This is a genomic window from Poseidonibacter lekithochrous (assembly GCF_018861145.1).
GTDB lineage: Bacteria > Campylobacterota > Campylobacteria > Campylobacterales > Arcobacteraceae > Poseidonibacter > Poseidonibacter lekithochrous_A.
Genome location: NZ_JAHKQT010000042.1, coordinates 18,134 through 39,334, shown reverse-complemented (window position 1 = coordinate 39,334; position 21,201 = coordinate 18,134). Strand labels below are relative to the sequence as shown.

Sequence of the window (21,201 nt, the reverse complement as noted above, 5' to 3'; positions counted from 1 at the left end):
AAGCTTTTTATGTTTAAAAAAATATTAAAAAAAGATATCTTTATTATCCTATATGCTTTTATATTTATACTATTTATAATCATTGCAGGAATAAAATATTCTTCAAATATTCTAAAAGAAGAAATTGTTAATAAACAATTAAAAATAACCCAATTAAATGCAAATTTTTTAGCAGAAGAACTCAATATAAATATTAATAATATTGAAGTTTTTATTGAAAATATTGCTTCAATTATAGATTTACAAAATGACCAAATTGCAATAAGTAATTCATTGTTTCGTAGTCTAGATAAATTCCCTCAAATTAGATCTATTAATATTATAAATAAAAATAAAATTTTATATAGCTCAAATAATAAAAATATTGGATTTAATATTAAAAACTATAATTTTATTCCTAAACCACTATTTAACAATAATATAATTAGAGTATCTTCAACTAAAAAAGGAAGAGATGTATATTCAACATTAAATGATATATCTTCTAATAAAAATATTGATGATAGTTATATCCCCATACTAAAAGAAGCATTTATAAATGGTGAAAAATATTCTGTAATGATTAACTTAAATACAAATTACTTTTTTAATAAATTCAAAAATACAGATAAGGACAATAATCTAGATATACAATTGTTAAGAATTGATAAGAAGCTATTAATATCAACAAATAAAAGTAGTATACCTGAAGGGAAAATAGAGTCTAATTATATTTTAGAAAAAGCATTACAATTTAATAAAGCAAGCGATGTATATGATATAGATAATGATAAAATAATAACTTCATACTCTTTAACAAAAGACTATCCATTTATCTTAGGAATAAAGTTAGATTATAAAAAAAGTCTTTTAGACTGGAATGAGAAAAGTTATCAATTTTTTATTATTTCTACTATAATTATTTTTATTTGTATGATAGTTGTTCTAATTTTTATTCTTCTTTTTAAAAGAGGAAAAGAACGTGAAGTACTTGAAAAAAATAAATTTAAATTGTTATTTCAAGATTCACATTTAATGACTGTAATGATAAATAAAAGTGGTCAAATAGAAAATATCAATAATTTAGGTTTAGAATTTTTAGGTAAAAAAGAATTAAAAGAAGTAAAAAAAACCAACTTCTGGGATTTAGATTGCTGGGAGATAAATGAAAAGAATAAAATAAAAAAGTTTTTTGAAAGTAATCGAATTAAAAAAAGAATTAACCTTCAAATAAAAGCACTTGATATAAATAAAAAAATAGCAATCTTTGACTTTACTTTATATACTATTGATAATATTGAAGATGAATTTAACTATATAGCAATAACTGAAGATATAACGGAGAAAAAGAGAAAAGAAAGAAGATTAGAACAGTCATATACTGTATTTAATCATACTAGAGATGGTATTATCATTACTGATAAAGATACTAATATAATTGATGTAAATAAGGCCTTTGAACAAATCACAGGGTATAGTAAAAAAGATACAAAAAATAGAACTACTCGAATATTAAAATCAAGTTTAAATGATAAAAAGTTTTATGATGAAATGTGGAAAAGTATAAATGAACAAGGTTTTTGGGAAGGTGAAATAAGTAATTTAAATAAAAAAAGAGAAATTTACACAGAATGGCTAACAATAAATACAATATATGATGAAAACTCACAAGTACTAAATTATATAGGTATATTTAGTGATATTACTGAACAAAAAAATAAAGATCAAGAAATAAATGAAAAACAAAGGCTCTTATTCCAACAATCAAAAATGGCCTCATTAGGTGAAATGATTGAGAATATTGCACATCAATGGAGACAGCCTTTATCTGTAATCTCAACTGCTTCAACTGGGATAAAAATAAAAAAAGAATTAGATATTCTATCAGATGAAGAAGAACTAAAATCCTTAGATACAATTAATCACTCAGCACAATTTTTATCAACTACAATCGATGATTTTAGAAGTTACTTAATAAATGATAACAAGAAAGACAATTTTAATGTTGGTGAAACTATTGACTATTCATTAAAACTATTTAGCTCTAAACTTCATAATAGAAATATAACTATTATAAAAGACTATGAAGATACATATATTTGGGGAATAAGAAATGAATTTGTTCAAGTGTTAATAAACATAATTAATAATGCAAACGATGCCTTTGAAGCTATAACACAAGATGAAAAGTATATTTTTATCTCAACAAGACAGATAGAACAAAATATAGAAATAGAAATAAAAGATAATGCAGGTGGAATACCTGAAAAGATTTTAGAAAAAGTTTTTGATCCGTATTTTACAACAAAAGACAAATCTCAAGGTACAGGTATAGGTTTATACATGAGTAGTCAAATGATAAGAAATCATATGGATGGGCATATTCATGTAAAAAATAAAACTTATAAATTTAATAATATAAAATGTACAGGTGCCTCTTTTATTGTAACATTAAAAAAAGGGAATATTTAGGACTTATTTATTAAGAATTAAATAAATTCAGCTCTATTTCTTCCTGCATTTTTAGCTTTATATAATGCCTTATCTGCTCTTGAAATAATTGTATCAATTGTATCACCTTTTACAAAAGTAGTTGCTCCAAAACTTACAGATTGATTAGGACAATCTTCAAAACTATATTCTTCTATTTTTTTTCTCAATACTTCACAAAGGTTTATTATTCCATCTTTATTTGTATAAGGACAAATAATCAAGAATTCTTCTCCTCCCCAACGTCCTATTAAATCAATTTCTCTAATATTGTTCTTTAAAATATTAGCAATTGATATTAAAACTTTGTCTCCAATTAAATGACCATAGTTATCATTTACTTTTTTAAAGTTATCAATATCTAATAAAATTATCCCAAGTGAAGAACCATGTCTTATTGCACGTTTTATTTCATAATTTGAAATATCATCAATTCTACTTCTGTTTGCAATACCAGTAAGTTTATCAGTAATAGATAAATGTTCAATTCTTTTTTTATCCGTAATATCATTTCTAATTGCACTATAACCAATAACATTCTTATTATTATCATAAGAAGGAGAAACAATAACATCAGCCCAATAAAAAGTTCCATCTTTTTTTAAGCTTTTAATCTCTCCTTTCCATACTTTTTTACTTTTAATTGTCTTCCACATTTCACTAAATACAATATCTTTCATATCTTGGTGTCTAAAAATATTATGATTTTTTCCAATTATTTCTGACCTTTTATAACCAGTTAAATTACACAAAGCATCGCTAACTTCAATAATTACTCCATTTATATCAGTGCTTGATATTAAAACATGACTATTTATCATTTTCAGATATTTTTCATTCTCTTTATTTGCTAGTTCTAATTTATTTCTAGCATTTTCTAATTTTCTATTCCAATAAATAAAACTACCTATAACTAAAATTGAAATCAATATAATTTTTATAATTAGGCTATAATCAACTTTCTCTTCATATTTAAGAGTAATCCATTTATTAAAAATATTTTGTTTATCTTTTTCTTCAATATTAGTAATTAGTTTATTAAAAATATTCAATAAAATTTGATCATCATTTCTTACTGCAGTTCCTAATTCCCAACTTTCATCAAACTTAGCTGCGATTTTAAGTTCTCCTGCAAATTCTCTTTGAAATAAATACCCTATTGAATTTAAAGTACCTATATATCCAAAAAGTTGGCCATCTATAACTTTTTCTAAACCTTCATTAATATCTGTTACTTCAATAATATTTAAATTAGGATAAGACTTTTTTAATATTTCAGTAAAAGCATATCCTTTGGGAATTCCTAATTTTTCATTTGATAAGTTATTAAAATTATTAATAAAACTTTTATCAGGTTTTGTAGCTAAAACAAGTGGCGTTATCAAGTAAGGAAGGCTAAAATTCAAATACTTACTTCGTTCATCAGTTTTCATAGCTAAAGAAATGATATCGCATTTTCTTGATTTCGTAAATTCTAAAGTTTCATTCCAAGTTTTAGTTCTTATAATATTTATGGGAATAGACAACTCTTTTCTAAACTTATTAAAATAGTCAGAACTTAAACCTATGTGTTTACCATTTTTATCAAAAGCTTCAAAAGGCATCCAATTAGGATCAATACATGCATTTATTGACTTCTTATTTTTTAGATATTCAAGTTCTTCTGAACTTAAACTTTGTTCACTCTTTATCTTATTTGGATTATCTAAGAACCATTTATGTTGGATATCTAATAGTTTTGATTTTCCTATTGCATCTAAAGATTTATTTATAATACTTGTAGCTTCAGGGAAATCCTTTCTTATACTAAAAACCATGTCTAATTTATCTTCTAAAAATATTAAAGGCTCTAAGTATGGCATACCAATTTTATTTGCTACATATAATATTGCAGCTTCAGATATTAAAGCATCTACTTCTCCAAGACTTACAGCTTTTATTGATTCAACGTAAGTATCAAAAAATACGATTTTAACATTTTTAAGTTTTTTTGCTATTTTTAATTCTAAAAGATTATTTCTTAAAATAGCAATAGATTTGCCTTCAAGGTCTTTAAGTGTAAAGATTTCCTTATTCTTTTCTTTTTTTCTAGTAAATATTAGTTTTTGCATAGAACCATATACATTTGTGAAATCAAACTCTTCTGCTCTTTCTTTATGCGCTATACTCATAGCTAAACCATCGATATTATCTTTTTTCACTTCTTCTAAAACATTAGTCCAAGTATCAATAAAAAATTTGATTTCTAATCCGCTTTGTTTTTTTATCTCATTTATAATATCAACATTATGACCACTTATTGTTCCATCAGTATTTTCTATGATATAAGGAATCCATCCTTTTCCTATACCTACAGTTAGAATAGGATGGTTTTGAATAAATTGCTTTTCTTTATGCGTTAAATTTATCTCTGCAGAAGCAAAACAATTAAAAAAGACTAATATTATAATTATTTTTATTAAATAAGTTTTATTAAAATAATACATGAATACCTTCTTACTTTGAACATTATAACGAAGTTATGGGTTACAGTTTCATTAAAGTACATATTTTTAATATAAATAATGATAAAATAATAAATTTAATAATAAAAACCTTAAGGTAATAATAAATGAGTGAATATTCTTTTCTACTTACAATTGCTATTGTATTTATATTTGGAACAATGAGTCCAGGACCTAGTTTTATACTTGTAGCTAAAACAGCTGTATCTAAACCTATTAATGAAGGAATTGGTATTGCTCTTGGATTATCATTAGGAGCAGTATTTTTCACTATCTTAGCAATCTTTGGTTTATATACATTATTTCAAGCAGCACCATTTCTTTATTCATTATTTAAAATCTTAGGTGGAATGTATTTACTTTATTTAGCTTATAAAATATTGAAACACTCAAGTGAAACTTTAAGTGCAGAAGAAGTAAAGATACAAAAAAAATCAAAAAGTTTTTTTAAAGCATTAGGCTTTGGCTTTTTAACACAAATTAGTAATCCAAAAACTGCAATTATTATTGGTAGTATATTTGCAGCTTTATTACCTCAAGAACTTCCTCAATATGGTGAAGTATTATTATGCTTATTAGCATTCTTTATAGATTTTGCTTGGTATTCTTGCATTGTTTTTCTATTATCAACTAATAAATCTCAAAAATTATATTTGAGATTTAAAAAATACATTGATAGAGTTGCAGGTACTATTTTAGCAGGTTTAGGAATAAAATTAGCAATTGATTTTTAATTTACATTAATCTTAATGGTAAACTTAGCACCTCTATATTCTATTCCTTCAAAATTATATGATACGTTTTCTACTGTAAGATATCCATTTAAATGATTTTTGATAATTTCCTCACTCATATATAAACCAATTCCCGTACCTTGAGATTTGTGTTTAGTTGTAAAATATGGCTCAAAAATTCTATTTATAATTTCTTCTTTGATTCCATCCCCATTATCAATTATTTCTATATATGAAATATCATCTTTTTGATAAGCATTTATAAAGATAAGCTTTCTCTCTTTTTCTTTAATAAGTACGATATCTCTTGCATTATTTAAAATATTTATTAAAACTTGAATAAGTTCATTTTCAATTGAAAGTAATTTATAGTCTTCAATATTTTTTATAACTTTAATATTTTTTACTTTATATTGAGAACTAATTAATTTAAAAGTTTTAGATAAAGTATCAGAAATATTAAATTCTTTTATCTTGTTATTATTGGGATTAAAAAACTCTCTGAAATCATCTATCGTTTGAGAAAGATATTGAGAAGAATTATTAATAGATGTTAATGCAGAATATAACTGATCATCAGATAAACAATCCATCTCCTTTTGCAATTTAGCTCCAGTTGAAGCTGTTGAAATTGTAGATAAGGGTTGTCGCCATTGATGTGCAATATTAGCAATCATTTCACCCATTGCAGCCATTTTATTTTCTTGATAAAGTAATTCTTCTTTTTGTTTTTTTTCTAATTCTAATTTCTTAGTATCTGTTATATCTTGAACTGTACCTAGGATAAGAAATCTTTTACTATCTATTTCACCTCTACAATTTATCCATCTAACTTCATTATCTTTTTTAATTCTATATATACTGTTATGTTCAGATCCAGTTTCGATACATCTTTTAATAGAATCTTCAAAAGAAGGAATATCTTCTTTAAATATTACACCTTTTAAATATTCAGGAGAGAATTTGTCTTTATCTTTTGTATCAAATCCAAATATATTAATACATTCATCAGACCAAAAAGATTTATTTGTTTTTAAATCTAATTGCCAATCTCCCATATTTGCTATTTGTTGTGCTTTTATTAGTCTTTCTTTTTGATTACTATTTTCTAATATTTGTTCTTCTAAATTATTTTTATATTTTAAGATTTTTTTTTCTATTAATTTTGACATATAATAAGAAAGTATTAACAAAATTATAGTGAATATAAAGCCATAGATAAAAACATTTTTTTTATAATTATCATATTTTTCTTCTAAAATAATTTTTCTTTTTTCTGTAATTTTTTTTGTATCTGATAAATTAAAACTTGTAGCTATTATCCAATTCCAGTCATCAAATTTTTTTGCATAAATTATCTTTTCATCTTTAGTATCTTCTCCTAAAGTAATTTTAGGTTTTATTCTCAAGAATCCTTCGCTTTTGGCATTTTTTTTTGATAATATCCTATTAAAGAATTCACGAGTATCTTTAAACTTATTATCTTTATATATATTATAGTTTAGAATTTCTTTTGACTCATGTAAAATTATTTCACCTTCACCATTAATGATAAAAATAAACCCTTCATTTTTATATTGAATTTTTGAAATATCATTTAACACTTTTTTTCTTAAATTTCTTTCATATTCATCGACATATTCTGCTGTTGTTATTATTAAATTATATGGCTCAAATTTTTTAACAATTCCAATCTTTTTAAACTCTTTAGATTTATCATTAGGTTTAAAATAATACCAACTTAAAAACCCTTCTCCTTTTGTCTTTGCAATTTCAATTGCTTGATGCACAGAGTAGTTGCCTTTTGCGTCTTGTCTATTTAAGATACTTGTACCCTCAAATTTAGGATTTATAGGATGAAGAATATTTACTCCTTCCATATTATGAATAGAAAAATAACTTCTTCCTTCATTAAACCTTAGAATTTCTATTGAATTTTTTATTTGATTTATTATTTCATTTTTTGAAAGAGTATCTTTATTTTTAAGATAAAGATTAGTAGCAATTTTATGTACAGTATTTATCTTTATCTTTAAATCATCTTTTAATGACTTTTCTGAATTTTGAATTTCATTTTTTATATAATTATCTATTGTATTAACATTTGAATATATTGTATTTTTCTCAATTTCAATATATTCAGTTTCAAGAAAAAGTTTTTCTTTTTTAAACTCTTCATTTTGTTCATGATATAGTAAAGTTATTATAAAAAAACTAGCTATTATTATTCCTAAAGGAGGAGAAAATCTTATGATTCGTAATAAGTATCTAACTTTTTTATCCACAATAACTCCTAATATTTTTATAGTATAATCATTATACTATATTCTATTTTTTGTTTAATATGTATATTTAACTACTTAATATATAATTCTTAAAAATTAGGCAAAAAAAAAGCTTCTAGATAAAAGAACAAAGTTCAAATATCTAGAAGCTTTTAATGGAGCTGGTGAAGGGACTTGAACCCCCGACCTGCTGATTACAAATCAGCTGCTCTAGCCAAGCTGAGCTACACCAGCAATAATAAAGTTATTTATATCAGGACTTAAACCTGTATCTACAATTTCCTATCGGATTAATAATCTGATTATTCAAATAGTGGATGGGGTAGAAGGATTCGAACCTTCGAATGACGGCACCAAAAGCCGTTGCCTTACCACTTGGCGATACCCCAAGAACTAAGTTCGATAAGCTGTAATATTTTATTTAGTGGAGCTGGTGAAGGGACTTGAACCCCCGACCTGCTGATTACAAATCAGCTGCTCTAGCCAAGCTGAGCTACACCAGCAACAATAAAAATTTTGTTTTAAAATCACAATTGTGAAATTAAAAGTGGTGTCAAGAGAGGGACTCGAACCCTCGACCTCCGGCTTATGAGACCAGCGCTCTAGCCAGCTGAGCTACCTTGACACATGGCTAAATTGGTTGCGGAAACTGGATTTGAACCAGTGACCTTCGGGTTATGAGCCCGACGAGCTACCGTGCTGCTCTATTCCGCGTTAATAAAATTATAAAAAGTGGAGCGGGAAACGAGACTCGAACTCGCGACAATCTGCTTGGAAGGCAGAGGCTCTAGCCAACTGAGCTATTCCCGCACACTATAGTAATAAAAAATCAGCCTAAATAGTATTACTACTTCTATTTAGATAATGGAGCGGGAAACGAGACTCGAACTCGCGACAATCTGCTTGGAAGGCAGAGGCTCTAGCCAACTGAGCTATTCCCGCATACATTATAATGGTGGGTCTAGAAGGACTCGAACCTTCGACCACTCGGTTATGAGCCGAGTGCTCTAACCAGCTGAGCTATAGACCCTGGTTAAAGTGGCGGACAGTGAGGGATTCGAACCCTCGGTACCGTTGCCAGTACGTATCCTTAGCAGGGATATGGTTTCAGCCAGCTCACCCAACTGTCCTTGTTTCACAAGTTTCATATATCATGAAATTTGGATGGGAATTATAATAGTAAATCACTTAAAACATACTTAAAATAAATCATTTATAATAAATATATAATAAATGAAGAAAGGAGTATAATTAAAATAGATAGTTAAGGATTAAAATTTGAAAAATTTATTTAAATTATATAATGTATTTATACTCTTACTAGTACTGCTTTTTGTTGGATTAAACTACATTTATAAAAAAGAAGAAATAAATTTCAATAAAATTAAATTACAAAAACTTACCAATAATGCTAAGAAAATAAATCAATATTTTTCATTAAATAAAGCATTTATATTTTCTTTAAGAGATATATTAACTAATAATTTACAAATAAATGAATTAAGTCACCCTTCTTATAATGAAATAAATGAAAAAGAAGATACCTACCATATCTTATGCGTATTAGATAATATAGAATCATCATTAAATGGTATTGGCAACATACAAGAAATTGATCTAGATACTGTTCATGAAATACATTCTGTTTTATATTTAAAACCATTATTTAAGACTATTCTAAACTCAAATCATGATATTAAGTGGGTTTATTATACATCGGCAAAGAACTTTATTTATATAGCTCCTAGTAAAGAAGTATGGAAGAAAGAGTTTTTATCTAATATTTATAAAAAAGAGTTTTGGATAGATACAATTCCTAGCAATAATCTTGGAAAAGAATTAATACTTACAAAACTATACAAAGATCCTGCTGGCAAAGGTTATTTAACTACATTATCATTACCAGTAATGAATGCAGATAAATTTATGGGTACACTTTCAATAGATATTGGAGTTGAAACATTAAATAAAATGTTAAATAATGATATTTTAAGGGCATCCACATACTTAGTTAATGAAAATAATTTAATTATTGCAAGTAATAATTTTTTTGGAATAGATGATGTTTTAAGTCCAAATGCGAACACTATAGAATTGTCAATATTTGATGATAAGTTAAAACTAATTTATGTTGAGAATAAAAAAGAGAAAATAGTTTCTATTATAAAAAATTCAATAGCACAAGTATTACTTTTAATATTTATTTTATTTATTATTTATATTTTATGTTATTTACTTATTTTAAATAAAAAAGTTAAAAAGCTAGCAAATAGGGATTCTCTTACATCCCTTTTAAATAGAAGGGCAATGAGAATTGAATCTAAAAAGCTACTAAATATAGCAAATCGATATAATCAAGATACTTCTCTCTTATTATTAGATATTGATTTATTTAAAAATGTAAATGATACCTATGGACATAATTTAGGAGATGTAACAATAAAAGAAGTAGCTAGAGTATTAAGTAAAAATGCACGAGAATCCGATTTAGTTTCACGATATGGAGGAGAAGAATTTCTTATTATGTTATCAAATTCAAATATTAATAGTGCATATACTCTTGCTGAAAGAATTAGAAAAGAGATATCAGAATTAAAAATAGGAGATACTAATTTAAAAATTACTATTAGTATAGGATGCACAGAATATAAAAGAGATGAAAAACTTGATAGTTTTATAAATAGAGTCGACCTTTTACTTTATAAAGCAAAAGATCAAGGGAGAAATCAAACTATTAAAGGTTAGATTTCTTTTTTATATGTTTGATAATATTTTTTCTACAACTTCACTAGGATTACTAGCTTTATATATAGGTCGTCCTACAACAATAAAATCAACTTTATTCTCTTTTGAAAAAGGAATATCAGCAACTCTTTTTTGATCCCCAGCATCTTCACCAAAAGGTCTAATTCCAGGACATAGAGTAATAAAGTCTAAAGACGTACTATTCTTAATATCTAAGCTTTCAAATGCAGAACATACAACACCATCTATTCCTGAGGCATAAGTATCTTTTGCAAAAACAGTTGCTTTTGAAGTAATATCTTCATTATATACAGCTTTAAATGCTTCATTATCAAAAGAAGTAAGAGCTGTTACAGCTAATACAAGAGGTTTGTTTGGAATATCTTTAATTCTTTGCATTACAGTACTCATAGCTTCAACACCTGCACTTGCATGTACATTAAACATATCTACTATGCCAAACCTTGCAATCTCTTCTGCAGCATCTGCCATAGTATTTGGAATATCATAAAGTTTTAAATCCAAAAATATTTTAAAATTTGGATTTATAGCTTTTAAATCTTCTAAAAACTTTTTCCCATCTCTAATAAAAGATCTAAATCCAACTTTTAACCAAACATCAAAATCTTTTATTTCTCTAACTAAATCAAGATTTTCTTTTGCTGTTGGTAAATCTAAAGATACACAAAGTTTCATAGAATTATTCATTACTTAATCTTTTCAACTTTATCAAGTAAGCCGTTCATAAACTTTGGAGCACCATCACTTGCTAATTTTTTAGCTAATTCTATTGCTTCATTAATAATAATAGCTTTTTCTAACTCTTCGTATTGAATTTCATAAACTGCCAATCTTAAAATAGATTTTTCAACTGAACCAATATCAGTTAAAATACCTTGATTTAAATGAGAAACAATCTCTTCATCTATTTTTATAATATTGTCGATAACACCATTAAAAAGATTTAAGGCAAATTCTTTTTGTTTATTTCTGATTTTTTTATCTTCTAAAATATCATCAACAAATTTAACAATACCTTCATTACCTAAGTCATAAGCATATAAAAGACCAATTACAGATTCACGTGCTTGTGTTCTAGTTGCCAAATTATTTCTCCATCTTTGAGTAAAGATCTAACATTTCAATAATTGTAACCATTGCTTCAGCACCTTTATTACCAACTTTTGAACCAGCACGTTCGATTGCTTGTTCAATTGAATCAGTAGTTAAAACACCATTTGATACAGGTTTCCCATACTTTAAAGCAACAGTTGCAATACCTTTAGTAGCTTCTGCAGAAATATAATCAAAGTGTGGTGTTGCACCACGAATTACTGCACCAACACAACAAACTGCATCATATTTTCCACTTGCTAATACTTTATCTAAAGCAAAAGGAATTTCAAAAGCACCAGGTACTAAAATTAGCTCTAGATTATCTATATTTCCACCATGTCTTTTGAATGCATCTTGTGCACCTTCTACTAATCTATCTGTAATAATATGATTAAATCTTCCATTAATAATAGCAATTTTTTCGTTACCATTAAGACTTAAGTTACCTTCAATAATATTCATTTAATTCTCCAAAAGAATAAGTAATAACAAAAAAATTACTTATTATATTTATTTATATTTTGCGATTATATCTAAAATTTGATTAGTTTAAAGAAAGATTGTTTTTATAGCTTATAAAAGGACGAAAGGTCCTTTTATTTGTTTGTGTTAATTTAAGTTTTATTTATAGTTTAATGCATCTTGAATAGCAAACAAGTCATTTATTACTTTATATAACTCATCAACTTGAACCATATTTGGTCCATCACTTAAAGCAACACTTGGATCAGTGTGTGTTTCAAAGAAAAAACCATCAACACCAACAGCTGCTGCTGCTTTCGCTAAGCTTGGAACTATTGCAGAGTTCCCCCCTGTAGTTCCTCCAGTACTTGGAACTTGAGCTGAATGAGTTGCATCAAAAATAACTGGTGCATATTCTCTCATAGCAATTAAGTTTTTCATATCAACTACTAAAGCTCCATAACCAAATACATTTCCTCTTTCACAAAGCCATACACCATTTTTATCAGAATTTTCATAATTAACTTCGCTAATTCCTCTAGTTTTTAAAACTTTATCAACAGGATGTTTCATACTTCCTGCTGCTAAAAATTGTCCTTTTTTAATATTAATAGTACAGTTTGTTTTTGCAGCTTCAACTAATAAATCAGTTTGTCTACATAAAAATGCTGGTATTTGTAAAATATCTAATACTTCGCCTGCAGGTTTCGCCTGATAAGATTCATGAATATCAGTTACTAATTTGTAACCAAATTGTTCTTTTATCTCTTGAAATAATTTTAAACCTTCTTCAAGTCCAGGTCCTCTATATGAATCTAAACTTGTTCTATTTGCTTTATCAAATGAAGCTTTAAAATAAAACTCCACTCTTTTATCTTCACTTAATGGTATTAATTTTTCAGCAATTCTCATTACAGTGTCTCTATCTTCTAAAACACATGGTCCTGTTAATATTTTCATTTTTTTCCTTTAAAAATCATTTTCTTTTCTTCACCCGTTAAGGCATAGTGAAATTCATAAATATTTTGACAGATATATTCTATATCGTCTTTTGCATGTTCATCACATGCTAATAAAATTTTATCACCTATTTTTAAATTGTGTTCAAATACAGGTAGAAGAGTAACATTATCTTCTCTTTCTAAAAGTAATGGTACCACATTATTTCTCTGTTCTTTATTATGTAAAGACGTAGCTAGTAAATCTAAATTCAAGCTATTTTCTTCATATAAATGCCTATATATCTGAGGTGTATACTTCTCATTAATACTAAATTCTATAAGTATTGGATTATCATTTATATCTTCTACTAATCTTCGTACAACTTTTGAAGCCCATATTTCATCTTTTTTAAGAATCAATCTAATAAACTTGTCAGATAAGGGATTTATTAAAGCATTTGCTGTTTTATTAATCAAAATTTTTGAAGGCATAAAAATATGATCAATATTTGCATTATCAAAAATTGAGAAATCATCCATTTCATTTTCACGTACTATTGTCATAATTTCTGGATTTAATTTCTTTGCTGTTGCTAAAACAGATAAGTTTGTTGTATCATCATTTGTTGCTGCAATAATTGCAACCGATTCTTTAATTCCAATTTCTAATAACATTTCTTTGTCATCAGCATCTCCAAAATTAATATTTTCCATTTCTTCTTTACTAAAGTTATTTAAATTACTTTTATTTATCTCAACTAATTCAACTTCAATATTATTCTTTTTTAGTTTTTCATAAATTTTTTTACCCATTCTTCCATAACCACAAATAATATACTTTCCACTTGGAAAAGAAGGAAGACTTGCACTTAAATTATCAATACGGTAAAGCCATTTTTCAAGCTTTAATAAGTTTGGAGCGACTAAAGCTATATTTACTTCTGATGAGATTATTGAGAAAGGATTTGCAATTATTTCTACATCTAAATCTTTTAAGTTTTCACTATGATTCATCGTTGTAGATTTTGCTGCAATTTTAACATATTTATTTAGTAATCTTGAGATTAATGAAATTTTTAAATTTAGTGCATCATCTTCAAATAAAGATACAATTGCCTTACAATTACTCTTTTTAATTCCCGCTAGTTCTAAAGCTTTCAAACTATAATTTTCTGAAAATAAAACAGGAACAGTAGGAGTAAAACTTTCCAAGATAAGATGATTTATTTTATTTCTATCATCTTCAATTACAACAGTTCGAACACCTTGTTTTAAAGACTTTTTTATTATTTCACTAGTAATTTGATTATAACCTAAAATAATAATAAATCGCTCTTTTAAACCTTTTATCTGTCTCGTAAATTTTGCTCTTTCAATTTCTTGTAAAAATAGCTTATCTTGAAGTAGTGAAACTAATGACCCTATTCCATAAAACCAACCAAGAACAGTCAAATAAATAGAAAAAGTTACCCAAATTCTTTGAGAATAAGTAAACTCAAAAGGAGTTTCTCCAAATCCAATTGTAGTAGCTGTATATGTAATAAAATAAAAAGCATCAAATATTCCCATGTGATAAGGATTACCTTGAGCATCAACTCCTTCTATTAATATTAAGCCTATAATTGCAATTGTATAGGTTATAATGATTACTAAAAATGGTATTCTCATTCTATGTAAAATTATAAATAATGAACTATTTTCCAAAATTAAAACCTATTTTTATCTTTTTGATTTTAATGTATCACCCACATATAATGATACTGATACAATATTTGCTAATAATGCTCCACCTGATAAAGATACAATTACTCCAATTATCTCAGAGTCTACTACATAAACATATGAAGCTACTGTCCAAATAATTGCTGCTGCTAAAAGTTGAATATCGGCAACAAGCGATGTTGCTAATAATACAGAACCCATTTGAGTTTTATCACCTAATTTTAATGTTGTTGCAATTATATTGATAATAATTGCTGCAAATAATTCATATTTACTATGAGATTCTAAAGAGTGCATTTCTCCATAAAAGAATCCAAAGTTAACTGTCATTGCTAGAATAATAAAAAATCCAGATATTACCTTATCTAAATTCATAATACTTCCCCTTTTATATCTTTTTTAATATCATGTCTTCTTTCAAATACTTTATCAATATCATCATGAATTTTTGAGTTTTTATCTATAAATATTATACTATGTTTATTTAATTGATTGATATTCTTTAATCCCATGATTGCCAACATACCTTTAACGCTTTTTAATAAGTTATTATGGTAATTTCTTACTTTATTAGCTTGTTTATATACAAAATATTTTTTTCTTTTACTTTTATCTTGAGTAGCAAGTCCAACTGGACAAACATGCCCTGTTGTACCAGAACAATATCGTGCACGTATACATCCAGCACTCATCATAAAACCACGTGCTATTTGTATAAAATCAGCACCTAAGGACATAATAACAATAATATCATCAGGAGTTAATACTTTACCACTAGCTACAAGTTTCACCTCATCTCTAACACCATAAGCTCTTAATACTTTATCAACTAAATAAATTGAATCTCTAATACTTAATCCAACTCTTTCCATCATTTCAATAGGAGCAGTAGCACTTCCACCTGAACCTCCATCAATAGAAATAAAATCAGGATATCTTGAATCTCCAGCATCAATTCTTCTTTTCATTTCAGCTGCAAAAGGTTCAATATTTTCCATATCAGAAATTACAATTTTTATACCCACTGGCTTATCAGATATCTCTTGTAGTGTTCCTATAAAATCAAATAATTCTTCAATACTATTTGCATAAGGAAATCTATTTGGAGAGAATACATCTTTATATGCTTCAACATTTCTGTAATATGCAATTGCAGGAGTTACTTTATGAGCAGCTAATTTTCCACCCGTTTGTTTTGCACCTTGTGCAATTTTGATTTCAGTCATTTGGCAAAATCTCATTGTCTTTTCATATCTATCTGGATCAAAATTACCATCTTTGTCTCTTGCCCCATAAAGTCCTGAACTTAACTGTAAAATAATATCAGCCATGTCAGAAGGAACTTCTTTAGGAAAGTTTTCAATTGGAGCATCCCAGTTAATTCTATGAAATAATTGTGACTTTAAATCAAATACGTAAGTTTCAGCTTCTTTATCTTTTCCAAAAACCATACTTCTATAAACATCAGCTGCCATTGCACCATTAAAAAAGAATCTTACTATATCTTTTACTTTTTTTGCAAAAGTACTTCCATGAACAATTTTCATATATTCAGGTTTGTATTCTTGATGAGTTACAAAGAAATTAGAAGTAACCCCACCCTCACCTGAATTAATAGGGAAACCTCCCATATAAGCACCACGTACAAAAGCTCTTGTACCTTCTGGAGAAATTGATCCATCACTCATTGCAGATCTTGCAATTATTGATTTTGCAGTATATGGTTTTTTTCTATTTTTACCAAATGTTACTTCAAAATCTTTATCAACCTCATCATCATTTAACACAATATTTGCATGTTTAATCATAAATTTTGGATTAGGTAAAGGTTGAGAAGGAGAGAAAGATGCATAGTTTGGAACATCACTTGCTGCTTTATAAACCCAATCTAACTTATCTTTTGATTCATAAAACTTTTCATCACCAAAATATTGTCTAAAAGGTTCTCTTGCTTCTTCTAGAACAAATCGAAGTCTACCTATTATTGGATAATTTACTAATAGTTGATGATCTCTTTGAACATATTTATCATAAACATACCATGCAAAGATTACTAAAGCAAATAATATCCATTCTATAGTGCCTAATTCTAAATCCATAATTATCCTTCTTAGCTTTTTTTACTCGATACTAAAAGCCCACTTAAAATTATAAGTAGTATACCAAAAGAAATCCAAATATCAGGAAATGCATCACCTAGAATAATTCCTAAAATAACCGAAAATATAATGTTTGAATAAGATATAGTTCCAATAATCCCAGCTTTTGCACAAGAATAAGCTTTTGTCATATATATTTGAGCCATTGTTGCAAATATCCCTAATAAAACAATATAATACCAATCATTTGGTTTTGGAATTACAAATGTAGCAAAAAGAAAATCCAAATTAGGATTTTGATAAAAAGAACCAATGATTAATAGTATTAAAGGTCCTACTGTTCCTATAGTCATAAAAGATAATACAATTGCCCTTGAATCATAAAATTTACGAAGTTCTCTAATTGATGTGTAAGCTAATCCAGCCCCTACTCCACAAAGTATTCCTAAATAATCTGTTTTCTCTAGATTATCAGGATTAAAACCTGTCATAAAAAGAATTCCTATAAAACCTATAAAAACACCTAACCAACCTTTAAACCCCAACTTTTCTTGTACAAATAAGTATGCAAATATTGCAGAAAAAATTGTAGATGTTTTAGAAAAAGTCATAGCTTCAGCTAAAGGTATTTGTGCGATGTTATAAAAGAAAAATAACAAAGCAATAAACCCCGCCATTCCTCTAAAAATAAGCAACCATAATTTACCTCCAACTTGAGATAAAGGTTTTCTATAAATTGATATTAAAATTAAAAAGACACCAAATACGTTCCTGAAGAAAACTACTTCAATAGAACTCATTGAATTGCTTAACTCTTTTGCAACTGCTCCCATAAAAGCAAAAAGCAAAGAAGCAAACAACATGTATTTGGCACCTTGAAGTACTTGATTGTCCATTATTATTCCTAAAATTAAAATCGCAATTGTATTCCTATATATATTAAACAAAGATTATTAGTTTTATTATTTAAAGCATACTTTAGATAAAATATCTACTTTATATAAAATAACAATATATTTATAGTAGGAATAATATGGAATATTTAAAGATTCTTGGAGAAAATAAACTTTCAGGTGTTGTTAGTATCTCAGGTGCAAAAAATGCAGCTTTACCTTTAATCGCATGTACGATTTTAGCAAAAAATGAAATAAAAATGGGTAACTTACCTAATGTAGTAGATATCAATACATTTTTAAAGCTTATAGATAAACTTGGTGGAACTTATAGTAAAGAAGGAAATACGGCAAATATCTCTACTTCTATAATGAATAACACAACTGCTACTTATGATATTGTAAAAACGATGAGAGCTTCTATTTTAGTTTTAGGACCAATTCTAGCAAGATTTGGGCATTGTGAAGTTTCACTTCCTGGTGGTTGTGCAATTGGTCAAAGACCTGTTGATTTACATTTAAAAGCCTTAGAGCAAATGGGTGCAAAAATTGTGATTAATCATGGTTATATTGAAGCTACTGCTCCAGAAGGTTTAAAGGGTGCAAAAATTGTATTTGATAAAGTAACTGTTGGTGGAACAGAAAATATTGTTATGGCAGCAGCATTAGCAGATGGGGTAACAACAATTGTAAATGCTGCAAAAGAACCTGAAATAGTTCAACTTTGTGAAGTAATTGCAAGTGCGGGAGTAAAAATAGATGGTATTGGTACTTCAACTTTAACAATTACGGGAACAAATAAAGAACTATTAGAAATAAAAGATTTTGATGTTATTCCTGATAGAATTGAAGCTGGAACTTATATGTGTGCAGCAGCAATCACAAATCAAAAAATCAAAATCAATAATGTAATTCCATCACATTTAGATGCAATTACATCTAAACTTGAAGAAATGAATTTTGAAGTATTACAAGATGAAACAAGTGTAACTATTCTTCCTACAGATGAAATTAAACCTGTGAATATAATCACAACTGAGTATCCAGGATTTCCTACAGATATGCAAGCACAATTTATGGCTCTTGCAACGCAAGCAAATGGCACAAGTACAATTGATGAAAGATTATTCGAAAACAGATTTATGCATGTTAGTGAGTTATTAAGACTAGGTGCAGATATTCAACTAAATGGAAATACAGCTACAATAAATGGAAAAAGTGGGACATTGAATGGTACAGATGTAATGGCTACAGATTTAAGAGCTTCATCAGCACTTGTACTTGCAGCACTTGTAGCAAAAGGTGAAACAAATATTCATAGAATTTATCATCTAGATAGAGGGTATCAAGATCTTGAGGGAAAACTTACAAAAATTGGTGCAAATGTAAAAAGGTTTACTGAATAGCACATCATTTAAAATGATAAGTTAAAAACCCACAACTTATCATTTCTTTAAGTATAAATTAAATAAAATCATAAGAATTATACATATCAAAAGGTAAGCTATTAACATGAAACTAGAAATCTCTTTATTCAAATTTGACAAAAACTCTGATTATTTACCATTTTACACTAAGCATTTTTTTAAAACTACTAATGAAATTACTCTATTAGATATTTTAAATACTATTAATGATGAAAATCCATTTGGATATCAAAATGATGAAAACTTTGATCTTGTTGTAAATGGAACATATTTAAAAGCTTCTATAAAAATTGAGGACTTAGTTAAAATCTTTGGAAAAGATTTAACAATTGAACCAATTTCAGTTAGACGTGCAGGAAATGACTTAATAATTAATGAAGATGATTTTAATGAAAAGTTAAATATTTTAGATGATTTTATATCTCAAGAAGACAAAAAGAATTATCAAAACTTAAAACACTATTATTATGCATCAAATACATTAAATTATAAAAGTGACTATATTGGTGATGCTATTTTAATTTTAGCTGCTGATTTAATAGAAATAAATAAAGAAAATGAAAAAGAAATACTTGATATTTTAAAAAAACAAGAAGTTGGAGCTTCTTATCATACAAGTTTAGAAAAAAGAATACTAAACTTTGATAAATCAATTGAAGAAAAGATAATAAGTATTCAAAAAAAACTTCACTTATTAAATGAAAAAGAAACAAACTATAGAATTAAAAATACATTAATTATTGATTTTGGAAATTTTCAAGAGCAAACTGAAGTAAAGCATGATTTTAAAGATTTTAATATCGCATACTACCCTTCAAATAAAGAAGAAGAAACAAACTCTTTATTAAAAAAATTAAATGCTAATATTTTAAACTTAGAAACATTAAAATTAGATCTAGCAAAAAACACTTTTAATAAGAATCAAGAGATTACATATAATATAGCTACAACGATATCTTTAGATGCCTTTGATAATAATGCAGACTTCTTACTTGTAGATAATGATGATGACTTCTATTTATTTGATTATAATAGAAAAGCTTTAGAAAGATGTTCTGGAAGAGAAATGATTTTACCTATTATCCATGTAAATGAATTACAAAAACTTGTTTCAGGACAACATGAAGCTGCTAATGAAACACTTGTAAGACATCAAGTTAATCCTGAAATTATTTAAGGATTTATAAAAGTGATATTAGATTCTACTTTTATAATTTATTCTAGTTTAATAATTGCTTGTTTAATACCACTATATATTTATAGGCAGAAAGTTTTTTCTTTTGCTTATAAAACTGGATCTTTAGAGTTTTTTATAAAAGATTTAAAACAACATATGCAAAGAAATCATCCTAAAATCTCTTTAGATTACTCAATAATAGAAAAAACTAAAGATGAAAAAGATATTCGAATTAGAGAAACTTTAATAGTTGAAGATATTATAAGTCAATTTTTTTATCATGAATATGAAAAAAATACTCAAAAAGGAATTTCAAGAGAAAAGCTTTGGAGTACTTATGAAGAGAAGTCTTTCTCAAATCCAAAAACGCCTAATGACTGGATAGAAAGACGAGAGTTAGCTTGGATAAGAGATGAAAATAAATGTAATAGATGTGGAATGGAAATAAAACTAGATGATACATTTACTACATTTGCAAAAGATATTGCACAAGGTGGTGGATATAATTTTGAAAATATAATTATTTTATGCTCAGATTGTAATAAAGTATTAAATGACAAAAATCCAAAAAATACTATTGCATCATTAAATTTAAATGATGCACTTATTAAGTATGTAGAAGGATAA

The 21,201-nt window shown here is 26.7% G+C and carries 16 protein-coding genes and 9 tRNA genes; 6 read left to right on the top strand and 19 right to left on the bottom strand.

What is annotated here, in order from left to right:
- Positions 1-9 precede the first annotated feature (9 nt).
- On the top strand, positions 10-2,451 hold the full coding sequence (locus tag KO488_RS14095) for a PAS domain-containing sensor histidine kinase (protein ID WP_216059445.1): 2,442 nt from the start codon (positions 10-12) through the stop codon (positions 2,449-2,451).
- Positions 2,452-2,468: 17 nt separating this feature from the next.
- Here KO488_RS14095 and KO488_RS14090 read toward each other — a convergent pair whose 3' ends face one another.
- Positions 2,469-4,955, bottom strand: coding sequence for a diguanylate cyclase (locus tag KO488_RS14090; protein WP_216059444.1), 2,487 nt, complete (start codon positions 4,953-4,955; stop codon positions 2,469-2,471).
- Positions 4,956-5,080: 125 nt separating this feature from the next.
- Here KO488_RS14090 and KO488_RS14085 point away from each other — a divergent pair, with 125 nt between their 5' ends.
- Complete coding sequence (locus tag KO488_RS14085) at positions 5,081-5,707, top strand: LysE family translocator (protein WP_216059443.1); 627 nt, start codon at positions 5,081-5,083, stop codon at positions 5,705-5,707.
- On the opposite strand, the gene KO488_RS15425 is transcribed toward KO488_RS14085, so the two are convergent.
- From KO488_RS15425 to KO488_RS14035, 10 genes are all read right to left on the bottom strand, one after another.
- On the bottom strand, positions 5,704-7,992 hold the full coding sequence (locus KO488_RS15425) for a cache domain-containing protein (RefSeq protein ID WP_216059442.1): 2,289 nt from the start codon (positions 7,990-7,992) through the stop codon (positions 5,704-5,706). The two genes, KO488_RS14085 and KO488_RS15425, sit on opposite strands and share 4 nt — an antisense overlap.
- Before the next feature lie 156 nt (positions 7,993-8,148).
- Positions 8,149-8,226, bottom strand: a tRNA-Thr gene (locus tag KO488_RS14075).
- Between the two features lie 80 nt (positions 8,227-8,306).
- Positions 8,307-8,381 (bottom strand) — tRNA-Gln (locus KO488_RS14070).
- A 36-nt stretch (positions 8,382-8,417) separates the two neighbouring features.
- Positions 8,418-8,495, bottom strand: a tRNA-Thr gene (locus tag KO488_RS14065).
- Positions 8,496-8,540: 45 nt separating this feature from the next.
- Positions 8,541-8,617, bottom strand: a tRNA-Met gene (locus KO488_RS14060).
- Positions 8,618-8,629: 12 nt separating this feature from the next.
- Positions 8,630-8,706 (bottom strand) — tRNA-Met (locus KO488_RS14055).
- Between the two features lie 19 nt (positions 8,707-8,725).
- Positions 8,726-8,802: transfer RNA gene (locus KO488_RS14050), tRNA-Gly, on the bottom strand.
- Positions 8,803-8,857: 55 nt separating this feature from the next.
- Positions 8,858-8,934, bottom strand: a tRNA-Gly gene (locus KO488_RS14045).
- Between the two features lie 11 nt (positions 8,935-8,945).
- A tRNA-Ile gene (locus tag KO488_RS14040) sits at positions 8,946-9,022 on the bottom strand.
- 9 nt (positions 9,023-9,031) lie between these two features.
- A tRNA-Ser gene (locus tag KO488_RS14035) sits at positions 9,032-9,122 on the bottom strand.
- 148 nt (positions 9,123-9,270) lie between these two features.
- Here KO488_RS14035 and KO488_RS14030 point away from each other — a divergent pair.
- The gene (locus KO488_RS14030; protein ID WP_216059441.1) at positions 9,271-10,737 is read left to right on the top strand and encodes a diguanylate cyclase; all 1,467 of its coding nucleotides are present in this window, start codon (positions 9,271-9,273) and stop codon (positions 10,735-10,737) included.
- Positions 10,738-10,746: 9 nt separating this feature from the next.
- Here KO488_RS14030 and pyrF read toward each other — a convergent pair whose 3' ends face one another.
- From pyrF to KO488_RS13990, 8 genes are all read right to left on the bottom strand, one after another.
- Positions 10,747-11,445 carry an orotidine-5'-phosphate decarboxylase gene (gene pyrF, locus KO488_RS14025; protein WP_216059440.1) on the bottom strand — a complete coding sequence of 233 codons (699 nt, stop codon included), beginning with the start codon at positions 11,443-11,445 and terminating at the stop codon, positions 10,747-10,749.
- The gene (gene nusB / locus KO488_RS14020; protein ID WP_216059439.1) at positions 11,445-11,843 is read right to left on the bottom strand and encodes a transcription antitermination factor NusB; all 399 of its coding nucleotides are present in this window, start codon (positions 11,841-11,843) and stop codon (positions 11,445-11,447) included. Before nusB ends, pyrF begins: the two co-directional genes overlap by 1 nt.
- A gap of 1 nt (position 11,844) precedes the next feature.
- Entirely contained in the window at positions 11,845-12,315 is a 471-nt protein-coding gene (gene ribH, locus KO488_RS14015) for a 6,7-dimethyl-8-ribityllumazine synthase (protein WP_216059438.1), read from the bottom strand.
- A gap of 159 nt (positions 12,316-12,474) precedes the next feature.
- Positions 12,475-13,275, bottom strand: coding sequence for a 3-deoxy-8-phosphooctulonate synthase (gene kdsA / locus KO488_RS14010; RefSeq protein ID WP_216059437.1), 801 nt, complete (start codon positions 13,273-13,275; stop codon positions 12,475-12,477).
- Complete coding sequence (locus KO488_RS14005; protein WP_216059436.1) at positions 13,272-14,960, bottom strand: NAD(P)-binding protein; 1,689 nt, start codon at positions 14,958-14,960, stop codon at positions 13,272-13,274. The genes kdsA and KO488_RS14005 overlap by 4 nt, the downstream gene beginning before the upstream one ends.
- Positions 14,961-14,975: 15 nt before the next feature.
- Entirely contained in the window at positions 14,976-15,353 is a 378-nt protein-coding gene (locus KO488_RS14000) for a DUF6394 family protein (protein ID WP_216059435.1), read from the bottom strand.
- Positions 15,350-17,077, bottom strand: a complete 1,728-nt coding sequence (locus KO488_RS13995; protein ID WP_216059434.1) for an FMN-binding glutamate synthase family protein — start codon at positions 17,075-17,077, stop codon at positions 15,350-15,352. Before KO488_RS13995 ends, KO488_RS14000 begins: the two co-directional genes overlap by 4 nt.
- A gap of 11 nt (positions 17,078-17,088) precedes the next feature.
- Positions 17,089-17,973, bottom strand: coding sequence for a DMT family transporter (locus KO488_RS13990; protein ID WP_216059433.1), 885 nt, complete (start codon positions 17,971-17,973; stop codon positions 17,089-17,091).
- Between the two features lie 137 nt (positions 17,974-18,110).
- On the opposite strand from KO488_RS13990, the gene murA reads away from it, so the two are divergent.
- From murA to KO488_RS13975, 3 genes are all read left to right on the top strand, one after another.
- A complete protein-coding gene (gene murA, locus KO488_RS13985; RefSeq protein WP_216059432.1) occupies positions 18,111-19,376 on the top strand; it encodes a UDP-N-acetylglucosamine 1-carboxyvinyltransferase in 1,266 nt (421 codons plus the stop codon).
- Between the two features lie 106 nt (positions 19,377-19,482).
- Positions 19,483-20,574 (top strand): ADP-dependent glucokinase/phosphofructokinase, encoded by a 1,092-nt coding sequence (locus KO488_RS13980; RefSeq protein WP_216059431.1) that lies wholly within the window; start codon positions 19,483-19,485, stop codon positions 20,572-20,574.
- Positions 20,575-20,586: 12 nt separating this feature from the next.
- Positions 20,587-21,201, top strand: coding sequence for an HNH endonuclease (locus KO488_RS13975; RefSeq protein ID WP_216059430.1), 615 nt, complete (start codon positions 20,587-20,589; stop codon positions 21,199-21,201).